24 protein-coding genes and 2 rRNA genes are annotated in these 21,755 nt (G+C 39.2%); 25 read left to right on the forward strand and 1 reads right to left on the reverse strand.

Translation table 11 applies throughout. From position 1 onward, the window contains the following. The 13 genes from H514_RS0111710 to rsmI all read left to right on the forward strand — a co-directional run. Positions 1 to 299 (forward strand): 23S ribosomal RNA (locus tag H514_RS0111710); the annotation flags it as partial. Positions 300 to 365: 66 nt separating this feature from the next. Beyond that, positions 366 to 481, forward strand: a 5S ribosomal RNA gene (gene rrf, locus H514_RS0111715). A 176-nt stretch (positions 482 to 657) separates the two neighbouring features. Continuing rightward, the gene (locus H514_RS0111720; RefSeq protein WP_027447134.1) at positions 658 to 849 is read left to right on the forward strand and encodes a sigma factor G inhibitor Gin; all 192 of its coding nucleotides are present in this window, start codon (positions 658 to 660) and stop codon (positions 847 to 849) included. A 130-nt stretch (positions 850 to 979) separates the two neighbouring features. After that, positions 980 to 2,437, forward strand: coding sequence for an aminotransferase class I/II-fold pyridoxal phosphate-dependent enzyme (locus tag H514_RS0111725; RefSeq protein ID WP_027447135.1), 1,458 nt, complete (start codon positions 980 to 982; stop codon positions 2,435 to 2,437). A gap of 12 nt (positions 2,438 to 2,449) precedes the next feature. Then, positions 2,450 to 3,085, forward strand: coding sequence for a dTMP kinase (gene tmk, locus H514_RS22955; protein WP_036843574.1), 636 nt, complete (start codon positions 2,450 to 2,452; stop codon positions 3,083 to 3,085). A gap of 76 nt (positions 3,086 to 3,161) precedes the next feature. Continuing rightward, the gene (locus tag H514_RS0111735; protein ID WP_027447136.1) at positions 3,162 to 3,491 is read left to right on the forward strand and encodes a cyclic-di-AMP receptor; all 330 of its coding nucleotides are present in this window, start codon (positions 3,162 to 3,164) and stop codon (positions 3,489 to 3,491) included. A 31-nt stretch (positions 3,492 to 3,522) separates the two neighbouring features. Then, entirely contained in the window at positions 3,523 to 3,963 is a 441-nt protein-coding gene (locus H514_RS0111740; protein WP_027447137.1) for a YaaR family protein, read from the forward strand. A gap of 13 nt (positions 3,964 to 3,976) precedes the next feature. Further along, positions 3,977 to 4,963 (forward strand): DNA polymerase III subunit delta', encoded by a 987-nt coding sequence (holB, locus tag H514_RS0111745; protein ID WP_027447138.1) that lies wholly within the window; start codon positions 3,977 to 3,979, stop codon positions 4,961 to 4,963. A 5-nt stretch (positions 4,964 to 4,968) separates the two neighbouring features. After that, complete coding sequence (locus H514_RS0111750) at positions 4,969 to 5,796, forward strand: PSP1 domain-containing protein (protein WP_027447139.1); 828 nt, start codon at positions 4,969 to 4,971, stop codon at positions 5,794 to 5,796. A gap of 52 nt (positions 5,797 to 5,848) precedes the next feature. After that, positions 5,849 to 6,157, forward strand: coding sequence for a DNA replication initiation control protein YabA (yabA, locus tag H514_RS0111755; protein ID WP_370519786.1), 309 nt, complete (start codon positions 5,849 to 5,851; stop codon positions 6,155 to 6,157). A gap of 69 nt (positions 6,158 to 6,226) precedes the next feature. Beyond that, positions 6,227 to 6,970, forward strand: a complete 744-nt coding sequence (locus tag H514_RS0111760) for a tRNA1(Val) (adenine(37)-N6)-methyltransferase (protein WP_027447141.1) — start codon at positions 6,227 to 6,229, stop codon at positions 6,968 to 6,970. After that, positions 6,960 to 7,232 (forward strand): GIY-YIG nuclease family protein, encoded by a 273-nt coding sequence (locus H514_RS0111765; RefSeq protein WP_027447142.1) that lies wholly within the window; start codon positions 6,960 to 6,962, stop codon positions 7,230 to 7,232. Before H514_RS0111760 ends, H514_RS0111765 begins: the two co-directional genes overlap by 11 nt. Next, positions 7,229 to 8,101 (forward strand): 16S rRNA (cytidine(1402)-2'-O)-methyltransferase, encoded by an 873-nt coding sequence (gene rsmI / locus H514_RS0111770; protein WP_027447143.1) that lies wholly within the window; start codon positions 7,229 to 7,231, stop codon positions 8,099 to 8,101. The genes H514_RS0111765 and rsmI overlap by 4 nt, the downstream gene beginning before the upstream one ends. A gap of 185 nt (positions 8,102 to 8,286) precedes the next feature. Here rsmI and H514_RS0111775 read toward each other — a convergent pair whose 3' ends face one another. Further along, positions 8,287 to 8,574, reverse strand: coding sequence for an AbrB/MazE/SpoVT family DNA-binding domain-containing protein (locus tag H514_RS0111775; protein ID WP_027447144.1), 288 nt, complete (start codon positions 8,572 to 8,574; stop codon positions 8,287 to 8,289). 593 nt (positions 8,575 to 9,167) lie between these two features. Here H514_RS0111775 and metG point away from each other — a divergent pair. The 12 genes from metG to glmU all read left to right on the forward strand — a co-directional run bounded on the left by metG (position 9,168) and on the right by glmU (position 21,738). Next, a complete protein-coding gene (gene metG, locus H514_RS0111780; RefSeq protein WP_027447145.1) occupies positions 9,168 to 11,129 on the forward strand; it encodes a methionine--tRNA ligase in 1,962 nt (653 codons plus the stop codon). A 738-nt stretch (positions 11,130 to 11,867) separates the two neighbouring features. Next, positions 11,868 to 12,638 carry a TatD family hydrolase gene (locus H514_RS0111790; protein ID WP_027447147.1) on the forward strand — a complete coding sequence of 257 codons (771 nt, stop codon included), beginning with the start codon at positions 11,868 to 11,870 and terminating at the stop codon, positions 12,636 to 12,638. A 298-nt stretch (positions 12,639 to 12,936) separates the two neighbouring features. Further along, complete coding sequence (locus tag H514_RS0111795; protein ID WP_027447148.1) at positions 12,937 to 14,097, forward strand: G5 and 3D domain-containing protein; 1,161 nt, start codon at positions 12,937 to 12,939, stop codon at positions 14,095 to 14,097. A 157-nt stretch (positions 14,098 to 14,254) separates the two neighbouring features. After that, entirely contained in the window at positions 14,255 to 14,812 is a 558-nt protein-coding gene (gene rnmV, locus H514_RS0111800) for a ribonuclease M5 (RefSeq protein WP_027447149.1), read from the forward strand. Between the two features lies 1 nt (position 14,813). Next, positions 14,814 to 15,692, forward strand: a complete 879-nt coding sequence (rsmA, locus tag H514_RS0111805; protein WP_027447150.1) for a 16S rRNA (adenine(1518)-N(6)/adenine(1519)-N(6))-dimethyltransferase RsmA — start codon at positions 14,814 to 14,816, stop codon at positions 15,690 to 15,692. 66 nt (positions 15,693 to 15,758) lie between these two features. After that, positions 15,759 to 16,667, forward strand: a complete 909-nt coding sequence (yabG, locus tag H514_RS22960; protein ID WP_051255123.1) for a sporulation peptidase YabG — start codon at positions 15,759 to 15,761, stop codon at positions 16,665 to 16,667. 249 nt (positions 16,668 to 16,916) lie between these two features. Continuing rightward, on the forward strand, positions 16,917 to 17,183 hold the full coding sequence (veg, locus tag H514_RS0111815; protein ID WP_027447151.1) for a biofilm formation stimulator Veg: 267 nt from the start codon (positions 16,917 to 16,919) through the stop codon (positions 17,181 to 17,183). A 283-nt stretch (positions 17,184 to 17,466) separates the two neighbouring features. After that, on the forward strand, positions 17,467 to 17,646 hold the full coding sequence (locus H514_RS0111820) for a small, acid-soluble spore protein, alpha/beta type (protein WP_027447152.1): 180 nt from the start codon (positions 17,467 to 17,469) through the stop codon (positions 17,644 to 17,646). A gap of 179 nt (positions 17,647 to 17,825) precedes the next feature. After that, positions 17,826 to 18,695 carry a 4-(cytidine 5'-diphospho)-2-C-methyl-D-erythritol kinase gene (ispE, locus tag H514_RS0111825; protein WP_027447153.1) on the forward strand — a complete coding sequence of 290 codons (870 nt, stop codon included), beginning with the start codon at positions 17,826 to 17,828 and terminating at the stop codon, positions 18,693 to 18,695. A gap of 55 nt (positions 18,696 to 18,750) precedes the next feature. Continuing rightward, entirely contained in the window at positions 18,751 to 19,566 is an 816-nt protein-coding gene (gene purR, locus H514_RS0111830; protein WP_027447154.1) for a pur operon repressor, read from the forward strand. A gap of 296 nt (positions 19,567 to 19,862) precedes the next feature. Continuing rightward, positions 19,863 to 20,153 (forward strand): septation regulator SpoVG, encoded by a 291-nt coding sequence (gene spoVG / locus H514_RS0111835; RefSeq protein WP_027447155.1) that lies wholly within the window; start codon positions 19,863 to 19,865, stop codon positions 20,151 to 20,153. Positions 20,154 to 20,358: 205 nt separating this feature from the next. Further along, on the forward strand, positions 20,359 to 21,738 hold the full coding sequence (gene glmU, locus H514_RS0111840; RefSeq protein ID WP_027447156.1) for a bifunctional UDP-N-acetylglucosamine diphosphorylase/glucosamine-1-phosphate N-acetyltransferase GlmU: 1,380 nt from the start codon (positions 20,359 to 20,361) through the stop codon (positions 21,736 to 21,738). Positions 21,739 to 21,755 lie beyond the last annotated feature (17 nt).

The raw sequence follows: 21,755 nt of genomic DNA on the forward strand, positions 1-21,755 counted from the left end.
AGTTCGGTCCCTATCCGTCGTGGGCGTTGGAAATTTGAGAGGAGCTGTCCTTAGTACGAGAGGACCGGGATGGACACACCGCTGGTGCACCAGTTGTTCCGCCAGGAGCACAGCTGGGTAGCTACGTGTGGACGGGATAAGTGCTGAAAGCATCTAAGCATGAAGCCCCCCTCGAGATGAAATTTCCCATCACTTCAAGTGAGTAAGATCCCTTGTAGACGACAAGGTTGATAGGTCAGAGGTGGAAGCGTGGTGACACGTGCAGCTGACTGATACTAATCGATCGAGGACTTATCTATCTCTATTGAAAAAACGTTACGATGTCTCTTATCTAGTTTTGAAGGTATATCCTTCAACTACATAGGTTTGGTGGCTTTGGCGAAGAGGTCACACCTGTTCCCATGCCGAACACAGAAGTTAAGCTCTTCAGCGCCAATGGTAGTCGGGGTTTCGCCCCCGCAAGAGTAGGACGCCGCCAAGCACATTTGAAACCCCAGAAGAATTCGTTCTTCTGGGGTTTTTGTGTACTGAATTAAAGAGTCGTAAATCAGACAACTTTCCATAAAAAATCTATTACAGGATATAAAAATTTTTTCAAAGATTCATTGTATATTTTTCGTTAGATTAGGAGAGACTATTATAACGGAGGTGGTATTGATGAACGGCGAAAATAAAATGAAGATGTGTGGCATTTGTGATACAGAGAAAGATCAAGGGATTCATTTATATAACATGTTTATTTGCTATGAATGTGAGAGAGAGATTATACAGACAGAGCCAAGTGAACAAAAATATCATTACTTTTTAAAAAAAATGAGAACCATTAATCAAACAACACAATATTCATAGATAATAAAGCCGGGCTGATGTGTTCGGTTTTTTTCTTGTTTAAATGATCTCTTGTATTAAATCTACCTATTTTCTTATTACGATGATAGAATAGAACAACAAATGAAATCGGAAAAGAGGAATTTTAGATATGTACGAGCGACCGAATCAACATGAGACCCCTTTATATAAGGCATTAGTTCAACATAGTCAACGGAAACCATATTCATTTCATGTGCCTGGTCACAAAGGTGGTTCGATCCTCCCTAGTAAAGCAGAAAAACACTATCGAGATATTTTAGAAATTGACCTAACTGAAATAACAGGGTTAGATGATTTACACCATCCAGAAGAATCGATTAAAGAAGCTCAAGATTTACTATCCAACTACTTCGGTTCCAAACATTCTTTTTTTTTAGTAGGAGGTAGTACCTCTGGGAATCTTGCTATGGTTCTAGCAAATAAACAAGAAGGAAAGCCATTTTTGGTTCAACGGAATTGTCATAAATCCATTATGCATGCCTTAGAACTATCTGGTGCACACCCAGTTTTTTTACACCCGATTTTTGAGGAAGAGACAGGCCGATATGGACCTGTTTCAAGTAAACAAGTTGAAGAGGCATTGAGAGAATTTCCAGATGCAGCTGGCTTGATCTTAACTTATCCAGACTATTATGGGAGAACGTATGACCTTACAACTATGATCGAACAAGCGCATGATAAAAATGTCCCTGTATTAATAGATGAAGCACATGGTGTACATTTTTCTTTAGGAGAACCGTTGCCTCCATCATCCCTTCATTTAGGTGCTGACGTTGTCGTGCAGTCCGCTCACAAAATGTCGCCTGCAATGACTATGGGAGCTTACTTACATATAGGAAGTAATAGAATTGAGAAACAGAAAATCTCTACGTATTTGCAGATGTTTCAATCCAGTTCACCCTCTTACCCTATTATGGCGTCTCTTGATTTAGCGAGATGTTATTTAGCTACCTTTACTCAAGAGAAATTAGCAAATTCTATTGAGTATGTAAATGAAATAAGAGAGGTTTTTCAATCTTCTCCTTTGTGGGAAGTACTTCCTTCTGAACCTGGAGTCGATGATCCTTTTAAAATTACATTACAAGTGAAGGGAATCTATGATGCCCAACTTGTATCCCAACTTCTTGAGGAAGAAGGAATCTATCCAGAATTAGTCACGGACAATCAAATTTTGCTTATATTAGGCCTTGAACCAACATTTAGCATTGTGTCCTTACAAGCCCGTTTACAAAACGTTTATGCAAATTGTAGTGCAACCAACTTAGAGGCACATGCTACAATAGAACAAGACGTTATACATGGAGAGCACCCAAGGTATCAAAAGCTCGCCTACTCTTACCAAACATTAAGTCGAATGCAAACAACTTTTCTTCCATGGTCAGAGGTGGAAGGGAAAATTGCTAGTTGTTCAGTTATACCTTATCCACCAGGGATTCCGCTGATCATGAAAGGAGAGCGGATCCAATCTTTTCAGGTAGAACAATTACGACAGTTAATGGATAAGGGTGTTCACATCCAATCACAAGTGTCTAATGTAAAAGAGGGTACTTACATTTATATAGAGTAAAGGAGAATCATCGTGAAAGGTCTTTTTATTACATTTGAGGGTGGAGAAGGGGCAGGAAAGTCCTCTATCCTTAAGAAACTGGCTGAAAATTTGGAGGATGAGGGATATGATGTTCTTACCACTAGAGAGCCAGGTGGGATTGATATTGCTGAGAAAATAAGACACATTATATTAGATCCATCCCATACAGCGATGGATGGGCGTACCGAAGCCCTTCTTTATGCAGCTGCTAGAAGACAACACCTTGTTGAAAAGGTATTACCAGCACTTGATGAAGGAAAAATTGTACTTTGTGATCGTTTTGTAGATAGTAGTCTTGCTTATCAAGGGTACGCTAGAGGTTTAGGTATAGATGAAGTTTATGAGATCAATAAGTTCGCTATCGAAGATTGTATGCCTGATACTACATTATTTTTTGATATCACACCTGAAAGAGGATTGGAACGCATAGAGCAAAACAAAGGTCGAGAACAAAATCGACTTGATCTTGAGAATCTCCAGTTTCATCATACGGTATATGAAGCTTACCAAAAGTTGCTTAAAAAGTTTCCTGATCGTATTTCAGTTGTGAATGCTGATCAATCATTCGATGACGTTTTAGAGGATGTAACCACTCGAATGAAGCAATGGATTCACTCCCGGTCATAATCCATCATTCGTATCTTAGCGATTTCTTGTTATAATAGAAAATAAATGGCTTTCAATTAAGAGGAGGACCATGTCGATGAAAATGGTTGTTGCTGTTATTCAGGATAAGGATAGTAACCGATTAACTGATGCATTAGCCGATCAAAATTTTAAAACCACAAAGCTTTCGACTTCTGGAGGCTTTTTAAAGGAAGGAAACACAACTTTAATGATTGGTTGTGAAGATGCCAACGTTGATGCTGTGTTAAACATCATCAAAGATAATTGTAGTCAACGAGAGCAAATGGTCGCACCTATTTCTCCAATGGGAGGTAACGCTGACTCCTATATTCCAAAGCCTGTTAAAGTTGAAGTAGGTGGAGCTACGGTGTTTATCCTACCTGTTGAATCCTTTTTTCAATTTTAATGAATAAGGCGATGGAAAGGAAGATAACGAGATGAAGATCGGTCAGGAACTGCGTTCACAACTTGAATCTACCCAACAACATACTAGACCGACCATATCAAATGGAAAAGGCTTTGACTCTTTAGTTCAAACCCAATCGAATAAGATGCGGGAAGAAGAGCTGAAACGTCTTATGACTGATATTACGAAGCAAGGAGAAAAGGTTGCTCGTTTTCGCTCATTTAAAGATTTAGCTCGCTACAAAAGGCTTGTGAAGTCATTTGTTGAAGAATCCGTACAATACGGAATGGATCTAAAACAGTCTCATAGCTGGAGTATGGAGGGAGAAAATCGTAAGCTAACATTAGTACGCTCTGTGGATGAGAAACTTAATGAGCTTACTGATGCTGTGCTTCAACAAGAAACGAAATCCATTGATGTGTTAGGAATCATCGGAGAAGTTAAAGGACTATTAGTGAACTTATATACGTAAGGTCGTGACATACATGCAAACTTGGACCAGCATGGCAGATATCCAACCAAATGTGACGAAAATGCTCATGAATAGTATAAAGAAAGATCGGATCTCTCACGCCTATCTGTTTCAAGGTTCACGCGGAACAGGGAAAATGGAGATGAGTCTACTTTTTGCAAAGAGCTTTTTCTGTGCCTATCGGGATGGAGTTGAGCCTTGTCACTCTTGTAAAGACTGTAACAGAATAGAATCAGGAAATCATCCTGATGTTCATGTTATACAACCTGAAGGACAGTCCATCAAAAAAGAACAAATTCTTCACCTTCAAAAAGAATTTACTTATACAGGATTGGAATCCAATCAAAAAGTATATATTGTTGAAGATGCAGAAACGATGACTGTAAATGCATCCAATCGACTTTTAAAGTTTTTAGAAGAGCCAAGTCGCCAAACAGTAGCTATGCTCTTAACTGAGAATGGGCAGTCTCTACTTGATACCATTCGTTCGCGTTGTCAGGTCATGGCCTTTCAACCTTTGAATCCTCATCAATTCACACAGAAGCTCATTGATGAAGGGATTCCAGAGTCATCTGCTCGTTTAATGAGTGCTATAACGAATAATTTGGAAGAAGCAATTGAGTTGAGTAACGATGAGTGGTTTGCGAAGGCTCGAAAGTTAGTGATACAATTAATTGAAGTGCTTCAAGACAAACCCAGTGAAGCCTTCATGTTTATCCATAATCATTGGATGACTCATTTTAAAGACCGTGATTCATTGAACATGGGACTTGAATTGCTTATGCTATGGTATAAGGACCTTGTTTATGAACATGTAGGTCATGAGTCATCGATTGTTTTTATTAAAGAAAGGGAACGGCTTCAGGCTAGTTCCTATAAATGGTCGAAGCAGCATGCACGTGATGCTTTAACCCATATTCTAGAGGCAAAACGGAAATTATTTTCCAATGTTCATCCAACCCTAGTGATGGAACAACTCTTGCTTCAAATACAGAGGTGATCACGATGGTTGAAGTAGTTGGTGTAAGATTCAAGCAGGCAGGAAAGATATACTATTTTGACCCAGATGATTACCAAATAACGGATTCTGACTATGTCATCGTTGAAACCGTACGAGGCATTGAGTTCGGAAAAGTGGTAATCGCTCAAAAACAGGTAGAAGAAGAGGATATTGTCCTGCCACTCAAAAAAGTCATTCGTAAAGCGGATGAAAAAGATAAATTAACGGTTTCTGAGAATAAGCAAAATGCCCAGGAAGCATTTGATGTTTGTGCGAAGAAAATTTCTGAGCACAAATTAGATATGAAGCTAGTAGATGTTGAATACACATTTGACCGCAATAAAGTAATCTTTTACTTTACAGCGGATGGTCGTGTAGACTTCCGAAATCTTGTTAAAGATTTAGCTTCCGTGTTCAAAACACGTATTGAATTGCGCCAAATTGGCGTTCGTGACGAGGCGAAAATGTTAGGTGGAATCGGTCCATGTGGCCGTATGCTGTGTTGTTCAACCTTCTTAGGCGACTTTGAGCCTGTATCCATTAAAATGGCGAAAGATCAGAACTTATCCTTAAATCCAGCCAAAATTTCAGGTTTATGTGGACGCTTAATGTGCTGTCTAAAATATGAGAATGATGATTATGAAACGGCTAAACGTGACTTACCTGATATGGGTGAGGAAGTTAAAACACCACAAGGAATTGGAAAAGTGGTTGGTTTAAACATTTTAGAACGCGTTATTCAAATTGAAATTCCAGATAAAGACCGCGTGTTAGAATATACATTAGACGAACTCATTGAGGAAGGTGCATTACCGACTCAGGCCACAGAATAATGAGGTGGATGAAGACGTGAATAAAAAACAAGTACATGAACAAGTCACACATATGGAAGAACAAATTGGACAACTCTATCAACAGCTAGGTGATTTAAAAAAACATTTAGGTGAATTGTTAGAGGAGAATCAGCATTTATCGGTTGAGAACCACCATTTAAGACAACGTCTCGAAAACGGGCAAGAGCAACAAAAAGGTACGTCCGAACAATCAGAAGCAAAGGGAACATTAGTAGGGGAAGGGTATGATAACTTAGCTCGGTTATACGAGGAAGGTTTTCATATTTGTAACCTCCATTTTGGGAGTCCTAGGGATGAAGATTGCTTGTTTTGCCTCTCGTTTCTCAATAAAAAGAAATGATCGTAACGTCAGCCTTTCCTTATTTTATAGGGAAGGCTTTATTTATAGGTTTTGAGGTGACACAGAATAGTGGTTAAATTATATGATGATGAACGAATTGACTATTTGTTAGCAGAGGAAGATATGCAAGTTATTCAAAGTTCGAATGTATTTGCCTTTTCGCTTGATGCAGTTTTGCTAGCAAAATTTGCATACGTACCGATTAAGAGAGGAAAAATATTAGATCTCTGTACAGGAAATGGAGTCATTCCATTATTTTTATCCCGTCGTTCGAATGCTCATATTACTGGGGTAGAAATTCAAGAACGATTATATGATATGGCCAGGCGAAATGTGGAACTAAATGATCTTAGTGAACAGATTTCAATGCTTCATGGAGATTTAAAGGATATGCCATCTTATTATGGCAATAACAAATTTGATGTAGTAACCTGTAATCCTCCTTACTTTAAAACTCCAGCAGACGATAAAAAAAATATAAATGAACATTTAGCTATTGCTCGTCATGAAATTTATTGTTCATTGGAGGATGTCGTTCAATCTTGTAGTAAGCTTGCGAAATCTGGTGGGAAAGTTGCGATCGTACATCGCCCGGATCGCCTGGTTGACTTGATGACACTTTTTCGAACGTATCGTTTGGAACCGAAGCGTATCCAATTCGTTTACCCTAAAGAAGGACGAGATGCGAATATGCTATTAATTGAAGGAGCACGTGATGGTAAGCCTGACCTGAACATCCTTCCTCCATTTTATATTCATAAACAGAACGGCGAATATTCTGAGGAAATGAAGGAGGTTCTGTATGGAAGCTAATCATATGGTGTATATCCTTAAATGTAAAGATGGATCTCTCTACACAGGTTACACGAATGATTTTGATCGAAGACTTCGCATGCATGAACAAGGGAAAGGGGCGAAATATACTAGAGGAAGAGGTCCTTTTGAAGTCGTCTATCAACAAGCTTTCTTAACGAAGGAAGAGGCGATGCAAGAGGAATATCGGATAAAGCAACTTACTCGTCCTTATAAAGAGCAGATGATTTCCTCATATCAAGAAAAGGTGGATTCGAAATGAATATCCAGAAAAGCTATCAAAACCAAAGTCAAGATATAGGGGAGCTCTATATAGTGCCTACACCTATCGGGAATTTAGAGGATATAACGTATAGAGCGTTAAAAACGTTAGAAAATGCGGATATGATTGCCGCTGAAGATACCCGTCAAACGAAGAAGTTGATGAGTCATTTTGAACTTCATACGCCATTAGTGAGTTATCATGAGCACAACAAATTGGACAAGGAAAGTTATTTAATTGAGGAGATCCAATCCGGTAAAACGCTAGCGGTTGTAAGTGATGCAGGAATGCCAGGTGTTTCAGACCCAGGGTTCGAACTTGTGAATCGTGCCATCCAAGAAGGAATACATGTTATTGTTCTCCCAGGTGCAAATGCAGCACTTTGTGCATTAGTTGGCTCAGGGTTAAATACAGACCGATTTTATTTTTACGGGTTTTTACCCCGCAAGAAAAAAGAACGAAAAGAAGAGTTAGAGGCATTGTATCGCATGACCTCGACGTTAATTTTTTATGAATCTCCTCATCGTCTTAAGGAAGTTGTAAAGAGCATTCATGAAGTAATGGGAAATAGGCAGGTAGCATTAGCTCGTGAGCTTACGAAGAAATATGAAGAATATGTACGTGGTAGTGCAGAGGAGATTGTGGAATGGGCCCAACAAAATGAAATCCGTGGAGAGTTCTGTATCATTGTAGAAGGTAATGAAGAAAGTGAACCACAAGGTGAAGAATTGTGGTGGGCTGCTTTTTCATTAACGGAGCATGTCGAACATTATGTAGATGAAGGACAATCCTCTAAAGATGCGATTAAACAGGTGGCAAAGGACCGAAAAATGCCTAAAAGAGAAGTCTATCAAGCGTATCATACTTAATAATAACAAAAGCACAAGCGCCTGTTTAGCAACGAATGAATTCCATTCGATGCTGGGCGCTGGAGCTTGACTTAGCCCTGCTCTAGTTAAGAAGTACACACAAGTCACAAATTTTATAATTTCCTAGAACAAAAAATAAAACCCTCGCTAATTAGCGAGGGTTTTGTCGTCTCTTTTATCTCTTTTTATTTTTCTGCTTTGTTTAGGCTGTTTTGGATCTCGTTCATTAACTCTTTAGCACCTTCTGGGCTAAGAACAAGATTACCATTTGCTAGGCTCATATTTTGGTCGGATACTTCACCAGTAACATGGCAAGTCATGTTAGGCTTGTACTTCTTAAGAACGATTTGATCATCGTCTACATAGATTTCTAGAGCATCCTTTTCATTAATTCCTAGAGTACGGCGTAATTCGATTGGAATCACCACTCGTCCTAGTTCGTCAACCTTACGTACAATTCCTGTAGATTTCATAAATTGTAACTCCTCTCACTCAAATATTTTTTCTCTTTATTCGTCATGATTCGACATTCTATACCTCATATAGTACCAATCATTCCAGTGGCTGTCAATTCTTTTATTTCCCATTCTAAACAAAAAAATGACAGTTTAATAGGAATAAGCCTATTAAATTAGGATTTTTCCTCCTAATTTAGGTATAGAGTCGCCTAACTTTTTCAAAGAATAGGAATCATTCTCTTGTTGATACTATTCGACAAAATTCGACTTTTATAGGGGTTCCCTTACATTTTTGTCGACAAACTTCATTTTAGTATAAGAATAGAAAGGTGCTTAGTATCTTTTAGTGCTTCGTTTTAAGATGTTGTGAGGTGACATGGTGAATTTGTTGCCCCTTTTCTTGACACTATAAAACAGGTTTTTGTATAGTTTTTTGTTAGAGATGGAAATAATGCTTATAAATCGATAAAATAGAACTATGCTACTTTTTGAATTTGTTTGATTTTTTGTCGACAATTTTTCTCTCAAAAAGATATAGACAGAATGGTCGAATGCTCGAGACGACATTTGGCTTTTTCTTTTGATACATACTATAAGGAGGGATCCCCATGCCTGAAGAAAAGAATACGTTTTATATTACCACCCCCATTTATTACCCAAGCGGAAACCTACACATAGGGCATGCTTACACAACTGTCGCTGGTGATGCGATGGCTCGCTATAAACGCTTGCAAGGTTATGACGTCATGTACTTAACAGGTACAGATGAGCATGGCCAAAAAATTCAACGTAAAGCAGATGAAAAAGGTGTGACACCTCAAGCCTATGTCGATGAAATTGTCGATGGCATCCAACAACTTTGGAAAAAATTAGACATCTCTTATGATGATTTTATACGAACTACGCAGCCACGTCATGAGAAGATTGTCGAGCAGATTTTTTCTTATTTAGTCGAAAAAGGCGATATTTACTTGGATGAGTACGAAGGATGGTACTGTACTCCATGTGAATCCTTCTTTACTGAGCGACAGCTCGATAATGGACATTGCCCCGACTGTGGTGGTCCCGTTGAGAAAGTGAAAGAAGAATCTTATTTCTTTAAGATGAGCAAATATGTCGATCAACTTCTAGAGTTTTATGAAAATAATCCTTCCTTCATTCAACCGGAAAGTCGTAAGAATGAAATGATTAATAACTTCATTAAACCAGGTCTGGAAGATTTAGCTGTATCCCGTACAACATTTGATTGGGGAGTACAAGTTCCTGGTGATCCGAAGCACGTTATTTATGTTTGGATCGATGCATTAAGTAACTATATTACTGCACTAGGTTACGGTACAGAAAATGACGAACGTTACCAGAAATACTGGCCAGCTGATGTTCAGCTTGTAGGAAAAGAAATTGTTCGTTTCCACACGATCTATTGGCCAATTATGTTAATGGCGCTTGATCTGCCATTACCAAAGCAGGTCTTTGCCCATGGTTGGATCCTAATGAAAGACGGAAAAATGTCTAAATCTAAAGGGAATGTTGTAGACCCTGTAGATCTAATTGATACGTATGGACTTGATGCTCTTCGTTATTACCTATTACGTGAAGTTCCATTTGGTTCTGACGGTGTCTTCACACCAGAAGGTTTTGTGGAGCGTACAAACTATGACCTGGCTAATGATCTAGGTAATTTGTTAAACCGTACAGTTGCCATGGTGACAAAGTACTTTGGTGGAGAGATCCCGGCATTCCGTGCTAGCGAAGATCAATACGATGAAAACCTAGAAACCTTTGCTGTGGAAACACGTGAAAAGTTAGAAGCGGCTATGGATAACATGGAATTCTCTGTTGCGTTATCTACGCTTTGGCAGTTCGTAAGTCGTACAAACAAATATATTGATGAAACACAACCTTGGATTCTTGCAAAAGATGAAAATCAGAAAGAGCGTCTTGGTAATGTGATGGCCCATCTAGCTGAATCGTTACGTCATATCGGTATTATGCTACAGCCGTTCTTAACCGAAACACCTCAGCGCATCTTTGAACAGCTTGGTATAAATGAAGAGGCATTAACAAGCTGGGAGAGCATGAATACGGTTGGTCTTATTCCAGAAGGTACGAAGGTACAAAAAGGGCAGCCAATCTTCCCTCGTTTAGATGTAGAAGATGAAACTCAAGCGATTAAAAATATGATGACGAAAAATGCACCAAAAGAAGAGGAAGAAGAAGAGAAACCTGCTGAAGATCAATCAGAAGAAATCGCGATTGATGACTTTATGAAAGTGGATATGCGTGTTGCTGAAGTAGCCGAAGCAGACAAGCATCCAAAAGCGGATAAACTCTTACGTCTTCAATTGGACCTTGGTTCAGAAAAGCGACAAGTGGTATCAGGCATTGCGCAGCACTATAAGCCAGAAGACCTTGTAGGAAAGAAAGTCATTTGTGTAACAAACCTTAAACCTGTCAAACTCCGTGGCGAGCTTTCTCAGGGAATGGTCTTAGCTGGTGAAGATGATGAAGGAAACCTTGCGTTAGCCAACATCGATCAGAACCTACCGAATGGTACGAAAGTAAAATAATTAACGAAGGAGGAGCTTCTTAGAGGAGCTTCTCTTTTTTGTATTTAGTGTTTATTAAGTTATACGAAATGGCAGTATTCTTGAATAAGCTGGAGCGGAGAGGTTCCGTTGCTTTTGCGGAGTGCGGTGGGCTGTGGAACGGGTTGCTTTCCCCGGAAGACCGATCGAGCTTCCTCGTCACTTCGTTCCTGCGGGATCTCGCTCGCCCTTTCTACCGGAGGAGTCAACCCGTTCCACAGCCCACCTAAGCCGAATGATGACTAACGGAACCGCAGCGATCGTAAGGTATTCTGTTTAGAATGTGTGGTTAAATTTCCCATGGTTCAAAGTGATCTAAGGCCTTATATGTAGAGCTAAAATACAGTTTCCTAAAGCAAGAGATAAAACAATCTCAGACATGGGTCCGTTAAATTCCATAAAAGCAAAGGGGTGAGGGAAATGGCAAACTCCAGTGGTAGCAAAGGGCTGACGAGATCCCGCAGAGAGCTTGCGAACGAGGAAGCTCGGCTGGTCTTCCACAGGAGGCTTGCCGTTTCACTGAACCCCTTACTCTTTTTCCAGCAACGGACTCCTCTCAACTTATCTCGATTCCAAGTCTTCAACAAACGGGGGCTATTAAGGAATAAGAAGGGTCTTGTTATCGACAGCTCCCCACTCTTTAACCCATATTTTTGGGATAGCCTATGGTTAAGTGTTACAATATAGCGAGAAGATATCGCAAAGGAGATCGTACTAATTATGCTTTTTGATACGCATGTTCACTTAAATGCAAGACAATTCGATGAAGATCGTGAAGAAGTCATCAAACGCGCAAAGGAAGCGGGAGTCGATTACATGGTTGTCGTCGGTTTTGATCGTGAGACGATACCATTAGCTATTGAAATTGCAGAGTCACATGACAATATCTACGCTGCAGTTGGGTGGCACCCAGTAGATGCGATTGATATGGAAGAATCCGATTTAGAGTGGATTGAAGAATTAAGTTCCCATCCCAAAGTTGTAGCAATAGGTGAAATGGGGCTGGATTACCATTGGGACAAATCTCCTGAGGATGTGCAAAAAGAGGTTTTTCGTAAGCAGATCCGCTTAGCGAAAAAAGTTCAGATGCCGATCATTATTCACAATCGTGAAGCCACACAAGATATCGTCGATGTACTAAAAGAAGAAAATGCAGAAGAGGTAGGCGGTATTATGCATTGCTACAGTGGTTCTGTTGAAATCGCTGAGGAATGTGTGAAGATGAACTTCTATATCTCACTTGGTGGCCCAGTTACGTTCAAAAATGCTAAAAAGCCAAAAGAAGTAGCAGAAGCCATTTCGTTAGAGCATATGCTTGTAGAAACGGATTGTCCGTTTCTTGCACCTCATCCTAATCGAGGAACACGTAATGAACCCGCTTATGTAAAATTAGTAGCTGAAAAAGTAGCTGAAATTAAAGGACTTTCTCTTGAGGAAGTTGGACAAAAGACAACAGAGAATGCGTTTAAATTGTTTAAGCTTGACCAGTAAATAAACGATGTAATAGAATGCGGAAAAATGATGCAATATCTTGTCGGTTGTGGTCACAAATGTGGTCACATCTAGCGTAAGCACCCAGCGCGAAGTATGTGCTTCCCTAATCGGGTGCTTACGCTTTTATCGGATTTTGTCATTATTTTTCCGTATTATATTTCTTTAGATATGGTTATATTGGTAAAAGGAGTCAAGTCTATCAATTGGACGTTTTTTCCAATGGTAACGTTTACTTGTTGACAGGCTGATTACGCAGTGGTTATAATACACTGCGTATGAAAAAGGAGGCAGAAGCATGAAAAGATTAGTTGTGTTGATCGCTAGTGCTATTGTATTTTTTGCCTTACTTGGAAGCTTAACGTACGAAGCTACTAAAGCTGAAGTAAAGGTTCAAACAGAGAAAGAGACAAAATCTGTTCGAACACATGCAGACACAGTTGGGGAACTGTTAGAAAGTCTTAAAATTAATGTTCAAACTCACGATAAATTATCACACCAACTCGAAGATCCAATAACTACAGGAATGAAAATAGACTATCAATCTGCTAAACCAGTAACGGTAACGATTGATGATCAAGAAAAGCAGTACTACACTACAGCAAAAACCGTTAAACAATTCATTGATGATAAAGAGATAAAAATCAGTGAACGTGACAAAGTGTCACACAAAGATAAGGCAAGTATCGAAGCAGGAATGAACATTGAAGTTCAAAAGGCCTTCCAAGTGGCGCTAAATGACGGTGGGGAAGAAAAGAAAGTATGGACAACAGCCAATACGGTTGAAGAATTCTTGAAACAACAAGAAATAAGCCTTGGAGAGCTTGATAAACTTAAGCGAGACAAAAAGGCTAAGCTTTCTAAGGAACAAGCTTCTGTCACCATTACACGCATCGAGAAAGTAACCGATGTCGTGGAAGAACAAGTAGACTATGCTGTTGTAACGCGTAAAGACAGCTCCATGCCAAAGGGCAACAAAAAGGTTGTTCAAAACGGTGAAGAAGGAAAAGTTGTTAAACATTACGAAGTTACACTTAAGAACGGTGAAGAAGTCGACCGTAAGCTTGTAAAAGAAGAAACTGCGAAAGAAAGTAAACAGAAAATTGTAGCGGTAGGTACGAAAGTCATTCAACAAAATGTATCCCGTAATAATAATGATAGTGTTCAAAAGACGCTTTATATGGAAGCTACAGCTTATACAGCTTTTTGTGATGGTTGTAGTGGGATTACACGTACAGGTATAAATCTTCGTGCTAATCCAAATCGTAAGGTAATCGCCGTTGATCCGAGCGTAATTCCATTAGGATCTCGCGTCTGGGTTGAAGGCTATGGTTATGCAATTGCTGGAGATACAGGGTCAGCGATCCAAGGAAATCGTATTGACTTATTCGTTCCTTCCAGAGCTGATGCATTAAGCTTCGGTCGCAGAAAAGTTCAAGTTAAAGTATTAGGTGATTAAGCAGGGGGATAATCCTCTGCTTTTTCTTTTGTATTTTGTGATCTATTTCCACTTGTACAGGCAGTCTTAAACCTTAGATTTGATTGCAAAGATCGTTTTATTTTATGTCACGAACGTGGTATAACTAATCATAGATAACAGTTTTGGAGGACATAATTTGAAAATTAGAGAAATCATTGTCGTTGAAGGCAAAGATGATACACAGAATGTAAAACGATCGGTTGAAGCGGATACGCTAGAAACAAATGGATCAGCCGTGAATGAAGATACATTAGTTCGAATAAGACACGCCCAAGAAAAGCGGGGTGTGATCATTTTTACAGACCCAGATCACCCAGGACAACGGATTCGTAATATTGTTTCCCAAGCGGTACCAGGATGTAAGCATGCCTTTATGCCAAGGCATGAAGCCAAGGCGAAACATGATAAAGGACTCGGAGTGGAGCATGCCTCTCCAGAAGCTATTCGAGAAGCTTTATCCCATGTATATAGTATGTCGGAGATTGAGAACAGTGACATTACGCAAGAGGATCTTGTGGAGTATGGTCTTGTTGGAGGAGCAACCTCTAAGGCACTTAGGGAACAATTAGGCGAAAGGCTGAAGATTGGCTATACAAACGGCAAACAGCTTTACAAACGATTAACCATGTTCCAAATCACGCGAGAAGAGTTTGTAGATGCCATGGAAGAAATTCTGAATGAGGAAGGAAAATAAAATGAGTGATACAAAAGCAATTGCAACGCCAAAACGGACCAGAGAGATTTTAGAGAAGTACGGATTCTCTTTTAAGAAGAGCTTAGGTCAGAACTTTTTAATAGATGTAAATACTTTATCCAATATTGTAGAGCATGCTGGTGTGACAGCTGAGAGTGGAGCGATTGAGATTGGACCTGGAATTGGTGCGCTAACAGAACAACTAGCTCGTAAAGCAGATCAAGTTCTTGCTTTTGAAATTGATCAGCGACTCCTCCCAATCTTAGATGATACATTAAGTGATTATGATAATGTCCGGATTGTTCATCAAGATATTCTCAAGGCGAATGTGTCTGAAGTGATACAAGATTATTTTCATGAAGGTCAACCCGTTCATGTAGTTGCAAACTTACCTTATTACATTACCACCCCCATTATTATGAATTTACTAATGGCTCGGTTGCCTATTGAAAGTATTACCGTAATGATTCAAAAAGAGGTAGCTGAGCGAATTGCTGCAGCTCCTAATAATAAAAGCTATGGATCGCTATCGATAGCGATTCAATATTATACAGAAGCGAAGGTAGTTATGGACGTGCCGAAGACAGTGTTTATGCCTCAACCAAATGTAGGCTCCTCTGTTTTACGATTAACAATGCGCGAACAACCACCCGTTCAGGTGGAAAACGAGCCTTTCTTTTTTGATCTAGTACGAGCATCTTTCGGTCAAAGACGAAAGACAATTATGAACAACCTTTCTCGTCATTTTAAAGATCGTTTTGATAAAGATTCAATTCGCCAGTCACTTGATGAAGCAGAGATTGATGAAAAACGCAGAGGTGAATCCTTATCAATGGAGGAATTCGCTACGTTAGCAAATGTGTTTTATAGAAAGCTATAGGCACAAACTATAACTTCTCACATAGGCTATGAAAGAAGTGGTAACTGTGTGAGGAGGCAGGCTTTCATGGTAAACAAAGGTGATATCGTAACACGTTCCTCCTATAATCATGACCTTTTATTTCGGGTTCAAGATATTCAGGGGTCACGTGTGATTTTATATGGTGAAGATATTCGATTAGAGGCCGATGCTCCAATTGAAGACTTAAAGGTTGTTCAAAAAGAGGAATTAAAGAGAAGAAAGCAAAAGGCCAAGGAGCAGGAGGAGTATTCTTATCGACTTTTCCGGCAGGATTATCAACTAATGCGTCAAAAACGTGATTACGAGGCTTCCTCTGGCTATCAGCATGAAGCTCCCTATTTTCAACTGCCATCACGTGTCTTACATTTAGATGGAGATCGATTGTATTTAAAGAAATGTATTGATTTATATGAGCAGCTTGGACTACAGGTTCATGGAGTTCACATGAATGAAAAAGAAATGCCTCATCAAATTGGTGAGCTAATCGATAAAGTAAGCCCTGATATTATTGTGATCACGGGACATGATTCCTTTTCAAAGAATAAAGGGGATAAAGGTGACTTACGTGCTTATAGACATTCCAAGTTTTTTGCCGAAACGGTGAGAGAGGCGAGACGCAAGGTGCCACACCTTGATCAAATGGTCATTTTTGCAGGCGCTTGCCAATCCCATTTTGAATCTCTAATACGTGCAGGTGCTAATTTCGCTAGTTCGCCATCTCGAATTAACATTCACGCATTAGATCCTGTTTATATTGTTGCTAAAATCGGATACACATCCTTTATGGAAAAAGTCAACGTATGGGATGTTATTCGGAATACTTTAACAGGTGAAAAAGGGCTTGGTGGTGTGGAAACTCGAGGTTTAATGAGAACAGGAATGCCTTATCAGTCAGAAGAATATCACGAACAACCTCACCAGGATACTGAAGAAACTCGTCCCAAATTATTGTAGAAGGGGGCGAGTTTTTTATATATAAGCAAATAAAATTTATGAGTTCATATTATAGTGTCTCTCGCAACTACATCACAATTTCCCTCAAATAGTTTTACATAAATTTTCATTTTTTAGAGAGAATACAAATAAGACGAAAAAATTATACGTATTTCATTGCAATACCTATCATATATTGCTATAATATAAAGATTTATTTGACTTTGGAATATAGCTTGTGTTAAAGTATAAGTAGTGAGGTGGAGTGTAGTGGCAAAAACGTTATCAGAAATTAAGCAGTCTTTAGATGGGCAAATCGGTAAGCGGTTAACATTAAAAGCAAATGGTGGTCGCCGAAAGACCATTGAGCGTAGCGGTGTTCTAGCTGAAACGTATCCATCTGTTTTTATTGTTGAACTTGATCAGGAGCAAAATGCATTTGAGCGAGTTTCATACAGCTATGCAGATGTCTTAACTGAAACTGTAGAGCTTAGTTTTAGTGAAGGATTAAGCAATTTGGCGTTAGGGGAGCAGTAAACTGAGGTTTACTGCTTTTTACTTACATGTTAAGAAAGTGAAAAATTTTAACTTAGAAGCAATTCAACGTAGTGAAAATTTTGAAAGAATGAAGTATAAATACAACTAAGCCTTTCTGTCTACACCTTAAAAGGCTTGCCAAACGGCAAGTTTTCTTTAGATACTGAACCCTTTATAATTCAATGTTTTTGCTAAAATTCCATTATTAAGATCGATTTTATTAAAAGAAGTTAACACATACTAAGCGTGTCGTAAAATCTATATAGAAGGGAGCTGTTTTCCTTTGGGTAGACGTAGAGGAGTTATGTCTGATCATTTTAAAGAGGAAATCGCTAAGGAGTTAGGTTTTTACGACACGGTGCAAAAAGAAGGTTGGGGCGGTATAACAGCACGTGATGCAGGTAATATTACAAAGCGTGCCATTCAAATCGCTCAGGAGCAAATGACACGGGGCAGATCTTAAAAAAAGGGTCTGTCCCTTTTTTTACACATAAAGATCCACGCCTCTGTTTGCATCTCAGTTTAAAATGCTTGCCGATTGGCAAGTTTCCCTTAAGATTATGATTTTTGAACAAACCATCCTTATAGATCAAAATATATGGTACAATTTGTTGATATAAGCTGAAAAGAGCAGGTGATGAGATGCGATTATTAGAAAAGGCTCCGGCCAAAATTAATTTAGCTCTCGATGTATTATATAAGCGTCCGGATGAGTACCATGAAGTTGAGATGGTCATGACGACGGTTGATTTATCTGATCGAATTGAATTAAGTCCTTTGCGTGAGGATGAAATTCGTATTGTATCTGAGAATCGATTTGTTCCAAATGATCAGCGTAACCTTGCCTATCAAGCAGCTCAACTTGTGAAAAATACATATCAGATACGTGAAGGTGTCGAAATTTTTATTGAGAAACAAATTCCTGTGGCTGCTGGTTTAGCGGGGGGAAGTAGTGATGCTGCAGCTGTTTTGCGAGGTTTAAATCGTTTATGGGATTTAGAGCTAACGGCAGAACAATTGGCTGAATTAGGAACACAAATTGGGTCAGATGTGGCTTTTTGTGTATATGGAGGTACTGCTTTGGCTACAGGTAGAGGAGAGCAGATTAGAGAGCTTCCTACACCTCCTCCTTGCTGGGTAGTTTTAGCTAAACCTTCTATTGGTGTATCAACACAAGCGATTTATCAAAATTTGAACCTAAATGATGTACAGCACCCTGATACACAAAAAATGATTCAAGCATTGGAAGACGGAGATTACAATGAGATGTGCGCCCGAATAGGTAATGTGCTTGAGCCGGTAACGAGTCAACTTCATGCAGAAGTAGGACAAATCAAAAATCACATGAAAGAATTTGGTGCAGATGCTGTACTAATGAGTGGAAGCGGTCCAACGGTATTTGGTTTAGTGCAACAAGAATCACGAGCACATCGTATTTATAATGGGTTACGAGGATTTTGTGAAGAAGTATATGTAATTCGAATGCTTGGAAACCGACATGCACTTGATTAAATCCGTATAAAACTGTTATATTTATTGCATATTATTCGGATTTAGAGGTGTATGTATGAAAAGAAGTGAACGATTGGTCGCAATGACCAACTATCTAATAGAACACCCTCAACAACTTGTGTCATTGCCCTTTTTTACGAATGAGTATGAATCCGCTAAATCTTCAATTAGTGAAGATTTAACGATCATCAATCAAATGTTCCAACAACAAGGAATAGGGTATCTTCAAACGATTCCAGGGGCTGCTGGCGGCGTGAAATATATACCGCGCAATTCTAAAGAAAAAAGTGAACTGTTTATCGATCAGTTGGCTACAAAATTGGAGGATCCTGAGCGATTGTTGCCAGGAGGTTACTTATTTATGAGTGATTTGTTGGGGGATCCTCAAACTGTACGTAATATCGGTCGGTTATTTGCAACACACTTTTCTGATAGCACGATCGATGCTGTTGTAACCGTGGCGACTAAAGGTATACCATTAGCATATGCTGTGGCGTCTTATTTAAATGTGCCGGTTGTGATCGTACGTCGAGATCCGAAAGTTACAGAAGGATCTACAGTAAGCATTAATTACGTTTCTGGATCATCAAGAAAAATTCAAACCATGGTTCTATCTAAGAGAAGCCTCAAACAAGGGGCAAATGTGCTTATCGTTGATGACTTTATGAAAGCTGGAGGCACGATTAATGGTATGAAAAGCCTTTTAGAAGAATTTGAAGCAAATGTTGCGGGTATTGGTGTCTTGGCAGAAGCTGAAGACGAGGATGAAGATCGTGTCGTAGATGATTATGTCTCTCTACTTCAAATTAATAATGTCGATATTAAGAATCGTAAAATTGAAGTTCATCGTGGAAATCTTTTTGAACAATAAAATGTATTTTAGTGAGATAGCTTTTATCTTTTTAGATAAAAGCTATTTTTTTGTGGGGAGATTTTTATTGTTTTATTAAAAAAATATTTATCCAATAATTTTATTTGTTTTATGATAATTCATATATAAAAAGGGCTATGGTGATAGTAAAGACTTGCATCAGGTTCTTCAAATAGTAGGGAGGAAAGTGCAAAAAATTAGAAAAGAATAATTTTTTTTAAAAAGTAGGGAGGAATTCATGTAACTTTGTTGAATATTGGTAATAAGTTCTTATAGGGAAAAGGTGGTGAGACATAATGGAAGTAACTGACGTTAGACTGCGACGCGTTAATACTGAAGGACGAATGCGAGCAATTGCTTCTATTACGTTAGACCAGGAATTCGTTGTTCATGACATTCGAGTAATCGATGGTAACAACGGTTTGTTTGTTGCTATGCCAAGCAAACGTACTCCTGATGGAGAGTTTCGCGACATTGCGCATCCGATCAATTCTGGTACACGTGGAAAAATCCAAGATGCTGTACTAGAAGAATATCACCGCGCAGGGGAATTGGAAGTTGAATATGAAGAAGCAGGTGCTTCTTAATACTCACTGAAGACAATAGGGGGGAGTCTAATCTGACGGGTTAGGCTCCTTTTTTTGTTAGAGCGTAGCCACATCCAGCTCCAGCACCCAGCAACGAATGGACTTCCTTCGTTGCTAAACGGGCGATTACGCTTTTGCTCTAACAGTTGAAATAATGGCGTTTTTAAGATATATTCGTAGATGATAAAAGGATGGTGGTTTGTTAATGGGTAATCGTTATGCAGTTGTGTTGGCTGCTGGTCAGGGGACACGTATGAAATCCTCTTTATACAAAGTGTTACACCCTGTATGCGGCAAGCCAATGGTTCAACATGTTATAGATCAATTAAAGCCTTTACAGCTAAATGAAATTATTACCATTGTTGGTCATGGTGCAGAGACTGTTCAAGATCAAATCGGGGACGACAGCCGATTCGTGATCCAAGAAGAACAGCTCGGTACAGGCCATGCTGTTCAACAGGCTGATAGCATTCTGGAGCAACAAGAAGGAATAACCCTTGTAGTATGTGGTGACACGCCACTATTAACCAAAGATACACTTGAGTCTCTCATTACTTATCACGAAGAAGAAGGTTCTAAAGCCACACTTCTTACAGCACATGCAGAAGACCCTACAGGTTACGGTCGAATTGTGAGAACTGAAGATGGCAATGTTGCTCGTATTGTAGAGCAAAAAGATGCATCAGAAGAGGTTCAAAAGATTCAAGAGATCAATACAGGTGTGTTCTGTTTTGATAATAAAGCTTTATTCGAAACGTTAAAGCATGTATCAAATGATAATTCTCAAGGAGAATATTATCTCCCAGACGTGATCGAAATTCTAAAAAGCCAAAGTGAAAAGATTGCAGCCTACCAAACAGACCGTTTTGAAGAAACGTTAGGTGTTAATGACCGCGTTGCCTTATCTCGCGCCGAACAGGCTATGAAACGTCGAATTAATGAGTATCATATGAGAAATGGTGTAACCATCATTGATCCTAGTCATACTTATATTGGATTAGATGTGCAAATTGAACAAGATGCTGTTATTTATCCAGGGAGTGTAATTGAGGGAAATACCACGATTGCTACAGGTGTAGAAGTGGGTCCTCATTCTGAAATTAAAAATTGTACGATTGGGCAAAATACAGTTATCAAACAAAGTGTGGCACATGAAAGTTATATTGGTCATGGCGTTAATATCGGGCCGTATGCTCACATTCGACCGGCTTCTGAATTAGGCGATGATGTTAAGGTTGGTAATTTTGTAGAAATTAAGAAAGCTTCCTTTGGTAAAGGAAGTAAAGCATCTCACTTAAGTTATATTGGTGATGCTAAAGTAGGCGAAGGTGTTAACATTGGCTGTGGAACGATCACAGTAAATTATGATGGTCAAAATAAACATCTTACGACGATTGAAGATGAAGCGTTTATCGGATGCAATTCGAATTTAGTAGCACCTGTTAATGTCGGGAAAGGTGCTTATGTTGCAGCGGGCTCTACAATAACCAAGGACGTGCCAGGAGACGCATTGTCCATTGCTCGTTCTCGTCAAACGAACAAAGAAGGTTATGTTGAAAAACTCAAGAATATGAAAAAAGATTAATGGAGGGTATTAGCGCA

The organism is Pontibacillus marinus BH030004 = DSM 16465 (assembly GCF_000425225.1).
GTDB lineage: Bacteria > Bacillota > Bacilli > Bacillales > BH030062 > Pontibacillus > Pontibacillus marinus.